Origin of the sequence: Streptomyces sp. ERV7 (assembly GCF_001653515.1) — a bacterium.
Classification (GTDB): Bacteria; Actinomycetota; Actinomycetes; order Streptomycetales; family Streptomycetaceae; genus Streptomyces.
On sequence record NZ_LYOY01000074.1, the window covers coordinates 1 to 7184 of the forward strand.

The window sequence follows — 7184 nt, forward strand, 5'->3', positions numbered from 1 at the left end:
GGCCGTGCCCGAGAGCGTCCGCAAGGCGATCGTCTCGCAGGTCGACGCCGATATGCGCCGCCGCGTCAAGATGCGCATCGCGGGCGGCGCGGCCGTCGCCGAGAAGATGCGCGCCGCCCGCGTCACCAAGCGCTACCAGACCCTGGCCTCCGGCGCCGACCGCGCGGTCGTGCACGTGGGCAAGGACCCCAAGGTCGCCCTCGTCGCGCCCGGGGTCACCCCGCTCCAGGCCCGCCGCGCCAACCTCGACACCGTGCTGCGCGCCCTGCACGCGGCCGGCCTCGACCACTTCTGTGTACGCGGCCGCTCGGAGACCTCCGCCGCCGTCGCCGTCCGCGAGGACGACCGCACGGCCGTGCTGAAGGTCCTGGAGGCGCTCTGCGGCGACCAGCCCGGCTACGTCACCCACGTCAAGGGCAACAACCCGGTCCCCGAGACCTCCCTGCCGGGGTACGAGGACGCCACCTGGCGCCGGTTCAAGACCGCCGGGACCGTCAGGGTCACCTGGTACCGCACGGACGCCACGCACCGCCTCGTCCTGGGCAACCGCTACGGCTGCGACGTCGAGTTCTGGCACGAGGAGGACGGCCGGCTGGTGCCGCCGCGCGTCGGCAAGCTCGCCGAGACGCTCCCCGCCGAGGGCCCCGTCTCCCAGGTCTCCGAGGCGTACTTCACCCACCTCGCCCCGCGCGAGGCCCCCGACGCCGCCCAGGTGCGCACCCGCGCCGAGTTCGCCATCCACCCCACCGACGAGATCACCTTCCCGGTGGACGTCGTCTACACCTGGGTGAACGGCGCGGACCCCGCCTGGCTGCGCCGCCGCGCCCAGTTCGCGGGCGAGACCTACCACGCGGAGTCCGCCAACGCCGCGCGCTATCTGAGCCGCGACGAGCTGCGCTACTCGCTGCGCTCGCTGCACATGTACGCGCCGTGGGTGCGGAACATCTACCTCGTCACCGACGACCAGACCCCCGACTGGCTGGACACCGCGCAGCCCGGCATCAAGGTCGTCAGCCACAAGGAGATCTTCCGAGACCCGGGCCTGCTGCCCACCTTCAACTCGCACGCCATCGAGAGCCAGCTCCACCACATCGAGGGCCTCGCCGAGCACTTCCTGTACTTCAACGACGACGTGATGCTCGGCAACGAGGTCACCCCGCAGGACTTCTTCCTCTCCAGCGGCCTCACCAAGTTCTTCCCGTCGCCCGCCCTCGTACCGCTGGGCGCGCGCACCCCCGAGGACCCGCCGGTGGCCGCCGCGGGCAAGAACAACCGCCGTCTGATCGAGGAGCGGTACGGGGCGGTGGTCGTGCAGAAGATGAAGCACATGCCGCACCCGCTGCGCCGCAGCCTGCTCACCGAGATCGAGACGGAGTTCGGGCCGGAGTACCGCTACACCGAGGCGAGCCGGTTCCGCTCGGAGGACGACATCTCCATCTCGTCGTCCCTGCACCACTACTACGCGTACCACACCCAGCGCGCGGTGCCCTCCGAACTCCCGTACACCTACCTCGACCTGACGCACCCGTGGACCGAGACGCGGCTCGGCCGCCTCCTCGCCAACCGGGACAAGACGGTGTTCTGCGTCAACGACACGGTCTCCACCGAGCAGGACGTGCACGAGCAGAAGGACCTGATCACGCCCTTCCTCGACGCGTACTTCCCGGTGCCGAGCCCCTTTGCCGTATCCGACGCGACAGGCGCGTCGGCCGTGTCAGTCGCGCTCGAAGCGGGACCTCACCGGGAAGTACGCGCTCAGGAACGCCCGCAGTACGCGGTCCTGCTCCTCCACCGACACCTCCGCGTCGGCGGACTCACCGATGCAGAACGTGTCGTGGCCGCGCTCGGCCAGCAGCCGGGTGAGCACCGTGTGGTGCTCGTAGTTGCCCACGTTGATGTAGCTGCACGAGATGGCGCTCGGCACCGAGCTGCCGATCAGGTAGCCGTAGTGGTGGTGCAGCGAGGACGTGATCGACAGGTCCGAGTTGGCGCGGAACGGGTTGGCCGCGGTACGGCCCACCTCGGCCGGGAACTTGTCGGCGATCTCGGTCAGCACACTGCGGCGCAGCGGGTGCGGCGCGTGCAGGAAGCTGGTCGTCGTGGTCCGCCCGAACGCCTCCTCCAGGAGCGCCCGGTTGTTCTTCGCGGCCGCGAAGTAGCCCTCGTCGTCCGGGGACGGCTCGGTCGGCGGGACGGCCGTGGGCGAGCGGAAGAACTTGGCCACGCCGTTGCTCAGGAAGAACGAGGACGGGTTGAGCGGACGGCCGATGAACACGTCGTCGTTGAGGTAGAGGAAGTGCTCGGCCAGGCCGTCGATCCGGTACAGCTGGCTCTCGATGGCGTGCGAGTTGAACGTCGGCAGCCAGGCCTGGTCCTTGAAGATCTCCCGGTGGCTGACGACCTTGATGCCGGGCTGCTCGGTGTCCAGCCAGTCCGGCGTCTGGTCGTCGGTGACCAGGTAGATGGTGCGCACCCAGGGCGCGAACATCTCCAGGGAGCGCAGCGAGTAGCGCAGCTCGTCGCGGTTGCGGAAGCGCACGTCGCCGCTGTCGGCGTCGTTGGTCGGCATGTCGCGACTGCGGCGCACCGAGTCGCGGCGCTGCTGCCAGGCCGGGTCGGTGTCGTCGACCCAGGTGTAGACGACGTCGATCGGGTAGTCGACGTCCCACATCAGCTGCTTGGTGAACTGCGCGAGCGTCGGGTAGTCGCGCTCGCCGACCCGGAGCTTGGCGGTGGCCTCCAGGTTCGGCAGCCGGCGCCCGAGCAGGGTGGTCAGCCGGGGCGTCTCGCGCCAGCCGTCCTCCTCCGACTCGGCCCAGAACTCCAGGCTGCAGCCGTAGGCCGGGCCGTACCGCAGGGTGCGGCTCTCGGAGGTGATCGGCTTGAACACGCGCAGACCCGCGACCTCGCCGACGTCGCCGAGCCGCTCCGCGAGGACCGCGCCGGGCGCGGCGCCGCGCGGGGTGACCAGCTCGGCGTAGACCGGCTTGCCGTGCAGGGCGGTGGACATGGCCTCCATCACCCGGCGGCGCATCTCGACGGGGACGGCCACCCGGTGGGCGACGCCGGCGTCGTGGCGCAGCAGGATGTAGGGGATCCCCGCGTCCTCCAGGACCTTGGCGGTGATCTCCAGGTTCATCTGGGCCATGCGCGGGCCGTTGATGTCGTCGCGCTGCTCGGCGAGGCGGCCGGCCGAGCGGATCAGGGTGCCGGTGCGGTCCTGTGCCTGGATCAGCACCTCGCGGGCCTTCTGCTCGTCCGCCGAGTTCGACAGGGCCGAGACGGGGGCGGCGACGCTGAAGCTGCGGGTGCCGCCGGCCGCGATGCGCAGCGCGGTGCGGTCGGCGCGCTGGGCCAGGCGCTCGGGGGTGTCGCGGCGGGCGACCAGCTTGGTGAAGAGCTGCTCCCAGCGGGAGGTGATGTCCTCGCCGCCGAACCGCTCGTACACGCCCTTGCGGGCGGCCTTGCCGAACGCGTGCCGGGTGTCGTCCTCGCCCATCAGACGGGACATGGCGGCGGCCAGCGAGTCGATGTCGCCGGGCGGCACCAGCAGGCCGTCCACGTCGTGGCGGATGATCTCGGCGGGCCCGGTGACGATGTCGTACGCGATGACCGGCACACCGGCCGCGAACATCTCCAGGAGCACCAGCGGGAACGCCTCGTTGCGCGAGGGCAGCAGACAGACGCTGGCCTTGGCCCACTCCTGCTCCATCTGCGAGGAGCGGCCGACCAGTTCGATGCGCGAGTGCATGCCCAAGCCCTCGACGAGGCGGCGCAGACGCACCTCCTGCGGGCCGTCGCCGAAGATCCGCAGCTGCCAGTCGGGGAAGTCCGCGGAGATCCGCTGGAAGGCGTGGATGGCGTGGTCCAGCTGCTTCTCCGGGGTCATCCGGGCAGCCAGGACGATGGTCTTGGACTCCAGGTCGGCGCGCGGGCGGTAGCCGTCGGGCACCGCGTTGGGGATCGCGGCGAGCTCCGGGGCGGACTCGCGCAGCGAGTCGGAGAACCAGTCGTTGGTGCGCTCGGTCAGCGACACCAGCGCGTCCACGCGCGGGCCGTAGACCAGCAGCGGCTCACCGGAGACACCGCGCAGCTGGGAGGCGCGGTGCTCCTGGTGCACGGTGACGACCCGGGAGGGGGCCAGCTCGGCGGCCGCGGCGAGCAGCGCCGGGGTGGTGGTGACCAGCACATCGGAGTCGAGGGAGCCGAGGGCGGCCGTCATCTCGATGTCGGAGAGCCGGTCGAAGGTCGACTCCCAGGACGGCTTGATCAGTTCGCTCGGCAGCGACTCAAGGGTCCGGCAGGCGTTCTCGTCCAGGGCGCTCGGGCGCACCGGGCGTCCGTACGATTCGGTCCTGTCCACCAGGTAGCGCCGCCTGACCTGCTGGGCGGCCGAGAAGAACGGCTCCGGGCGGGTCTTGAAGACGCTGAGCACCTCGACGTCGTGCCGAGGAGCGAGATGGATCGCCTGGGTGTAGGCGGCCATCTCGGTGCCGCCCATCTCGTCGCCCCAGGTGAGCAGAAACGTGATCTTCATGCAACTTCCTCTGCGCCACGGGGGGCGGTTCCGAATCCGGTACAGGACACGGCGAGCACGCCGGCCGGGGTGACATAGGCGTGCACCCGCGCGAGCGCACCGTTGTCGAGAGCGACGATACGGAACGGTGTCCGGTAGACCTGCTTGGGGTGACGCACATCCGTCAGCTTCCGGGCGATCTTGATCCGGTTTCCACCGGCCCTCAGATGCATGTCCCAGGTGCGGGTGGTGCGGCCGACCGCCATCTCGGCGAGCGGTACGTCGACGGTGAAGCGGTCGCCGTCCCACACGGGGGTCGCCGCGGCCGACTTGTTGCTGCGCCGCAGCACCGCCTCCGCCACGTACTCCTCGACGGGGGCCTTCGGCGCGATGAGCCGGCCGTGCACCGTGATCCGGTCCCAGCGCAGCTCGAACGAGGTGAGCTCGGCCTGGTGGCGCGGGCCGCGCACGTTCAGCATCGAGCGGCCGTCGACCGAGCGCACCGGGCGGAAGACGGCGCCGCTGGTGGGTGACGGCGAGGTGGACAGGGTGGGGCCGTCGGACGACTCCGCGGGAGCCGAGGCGATCTTCGCCCGCAGCTCACGGCCGTCACTCTCGGTGACCACGACCTCCATCCGCCACATACCGGACGAGAGCACCGGACCGCGGGTGCCGGTCTCCGACGGATCGTCATGGCGCAGCGGGGCGGTCGCCGTCAGAAGGAGACTTCCGTCACTCTGCGGCTCCTGCTCCAGCTCCACATGGACGACCTTGCGCCCGCGCGACATCTCCAGGTGGGCCGCGCTGACCGCCTCGGGGCGGCGCGGGAACGTCACCGCGAAGTTGAGGGTGCGCCCACCGGAGACCGAGAAGTGCACGGCCTTGAGCAGCGGCCGCGGCTTGACTCCGTCGATCGCCGGTACGGTATGCATCTGCTCGACACGTCGGCGCATACGTACTGCCGCGCGGCGCGCCCGCTTGGCGGCGCCCACCGCATAGGGCAGCAGCGAGTCACTCACGGTGAACCTAGCTCTCGTCTGGGCTAATGGTCAGCGTTGCATGGTGCCAATAATGCGTAAGATCGGCAAGTTGCTTCGTAATTCTATCGATGCATCACGATTGCTTCATCGAGTGGAACCCAAATGAAGTTTCCGCCCTCTCCTCGTGTGGCGGTCTGCTTGATCGCAGATGAACGTGAAGCGGGGAGTGGGAGAAGGAACATGGGACGCTGGCCGAAGATGGGACGCCAAGTGGCCTCCCGGCGTGCCGTGCTGGCTTCGATGGCGGGGGTAGTGGCAGCCGGTGCGATCGCCGGATGCGACAGCAAGCACCCGTCGGCCAGAGGCGCTGCCGTCACAAGTGAACCACCGAAGCCCGTCGCCCTGCTGCCGGTCGACCGCCGCAGCAGCTTCGAGACCCCCGGCCGCCCGCTCGCCATGGCGATCGTCGCGCACCCGGACGACGACCTGTTCTTCATGAACCCGGACACGCTCAACACGATCGAGCGCGGCGTCCCCGTCGTCTCCGTGTACGTCACCGGCGGCGGCTCCTTCGGCGTCAACCAGGCACCCGGCGAGCCCAAGGCCCGCCCCGACGTGCCCGCCTACGTCTCCGCGCGCCAGCAGGGCCTGCGCCAGGCGTACGCCCGGATGCTCGGCGCGACCCTGTTCAGCCCGTGGACCCGCACCGCCCTCAAGCTGCCCGGCGGGCGCGAGGCCGAGCTCAACGTCCTGGAGTACAACGGCCGTCGCGCCGAACTGATCTTCCTCGGCGTACGGATGCACGAGAAGACCGGCCGCGGCTGGGTCGGCATGACCCAGCTGTGGAACACCCCCGGCGTGGTGCTGCGCACCCAGCCCACCCCCGAGTCCCCGGTCCGCGAGAAGTACACCTACAGCCGCGACGAGCTCACCGACTCGCTGCTGTTCCTGCTGCGCAAGTACCGGCCCACGCTGGTGCGCACCCTCGACCCGGACCCCGACGCCCAGGTCCACGACAAGCTGCACCCGCGCGGCAGCGACCAGGTCGGCTACTCCGACCACCCCGACCACACCGCCGTCGCCCTGTTCACCTGGCGCGCACTCTCCCAGTGGGGCCAGGGCAGCTCCCAGGGCTCGCGCACCCCCGGCTTCCTCACCGAGGCCTTCCGCGGCTACTACAACCAGCGCTGGCCGTACAACCTGCCCAATGACACCGTCCACCAGAAGACCGAGTACCTCAACGCCTACGGCGGCGGCTCCAGCTGGCAGTGCGGCAACGCCTCCGGCTGCGGCGACTACTCGGTCGGCCTCAACGGCGTCCTCAAGTCCAAGAAGGGCTGGGTCCGCTCCACCCACCGCCGCTACCCGACCGCCGGCCCCAAGGTCGTCGTCGACCGGGACGGCCGGATGAGCGCGTACGCCGTACTCGGCACCCGCGCCGCCCGCTGGCGCGAGTCCGGCCCCTTCAGCGGCGGCTGGGGCGCGGCCGAGGACCTCGGCGGCGGCCCCCTCGCCCCCGCCCTCAGCGCGGTCGTCGCCGCCGACGGACGCCACCTCGTCCTCGGCCTGCGCTTCACCGGCCTGGGCTCCTCCGACAAGGACGACACCCGCGAGATAGTGCTGCTCCAGCAGAAGAGCGCCGGCGGCGACTTCGAGGAGCGCTGGACCAGCCTCGGCAACCCCGAGAC

General features: G+C 70.6%; 3 protein-coding genes and 1 pseudogene. 2 read left to right on the plus strand and 2 right to left on the minus strand.

Annotation, left to right across the window (positions count from 1 at the left end; translation table 11 throughout):
* Positions 1-106 precede the first annotated feature (106 nt).
* A pseudogene (locus A8W25_RS33075) lies at positions 107-1621 on the plus strand (stealth conserved region 3 domain-containing protein); the annotation flags it as partial.
* 93 nt (positions 1622-1714) lie between these two features.
* Here the strand turns inward: A8W25_RS33075 and A8W25_RS30250 are convergent.
* Together A8W25_RS30250 and A8W25_RS30255 are read right to left on the minus strand one after the other, a co-directional pair.
* Entirely contained in the window at positions 1715-4537 is a 2823-nt protein-coding gene (locus A8W25_RS30250; RefSeq protein ID WP_067167600.1) for a stealth conserved region 3 domain-containing protein, read from the minus strand.
* A complete protein-coding gene (locus A8W25_RS30255) occupies positions 4534-5535 on the minus strand; it encodes a hypothetical protein (RefSeq protein ID WP_234386657.1) in 1002 nt (333 codons plus the stop codon). Before A8W25_RS30255 ends, A8W25_RS30250 begins: the two co-directional genes overlap by 4 nt.
* Positions 5536-5736: 201 nt before the next feature.
* On the opposite strand from A8W25_RS30255, the gene A8W25_RS30260 reads away from it, so the two are divergent.
* Positions 5737-7184: PIG-L family deacetylase (locus A8W25_RS30260; RefSeq protein WP_199831873.1), on the plus strand; the 1448-nt coding region annotated here is incomplete at its 3' end.